The sequence below is a fragment of the Vibrio sp. 1078-1 genome, assembly GCF_033340475.1.
Window position 1 is genome coordinate 1 of the sequence record NZ_JAWOWM010000375.1, and the last position, 690, is coordinate 690.

Here is a 690-nt window from a genome sequence, read left to right on the forward strand (position 1 = left end):
AATATTCCGGTGTGTGCGATTGAAACCCATCGGTTTGCGGTGGTACTAGCGTGAACATCGGAATGCCACCATTTCTTAAAATCGAATCAGTCAGTAGATTGCGATCAATGGCATAGGAGAGGGCTTGGCGAACTCGACGATCTTTGGTCGGTCCTTCTTGCGTATTTAGGTAGTAAAAAGTCGAACCTAGCGAAGCACTTGTATCAGCCACATCTTGAGGCAGTTTGCTTATTAGTTTCCTTTTTTGTGCGGCAGGAATCGACATGACCTGATCAATTTCGCCTGCTAGGTAGCGATTTAGCACGACATTCGCATCACCGATCGGCAGCCAAGTGATTTTATCTAGGACGACGTTGTTTGCATCCCAATAGTGCGGGTTTTTCTTCATTACCATCTTCTCGTTTACCTTCCACTCCGAAACAGTAAACGCGCCGTTGGTTACGATGTTCTCAGGTTGTGTCCAGTTACCGACGTGTCTCTCTACCGTTGTTTGATGAACCGGAGCAAGAACGTGGTGGCTCAGGAGTTTTATTAAGTACGGAATTGGTTGCTCCAAAGTGACTTGGAAGGTCTTTTCATCCAACGCTTTCACGCCCAATGAAGCAGGTTTTGCCTCGCCTTTCATAATGGCTTGCGAGTTTAGGATATTCGGTATGGCGGCAAAACAAGCGTAAGGTGATGCCGTGTTAG

Annotated in this window: 1 protein-coding gene; it reads right to left on the reverse strand. The window is 46.8% G+C overall.

Going from position 1 to position 690, the window contains the following annotated elements; translation table 11 throughout:
* The coding region (locus R7190_RS27665) for an ABC transporter substrate-binding protein (RefSeq protein WP_318137906.1) at positions 1-690 on the reverse strand (690 nt) is incomplete at both ends.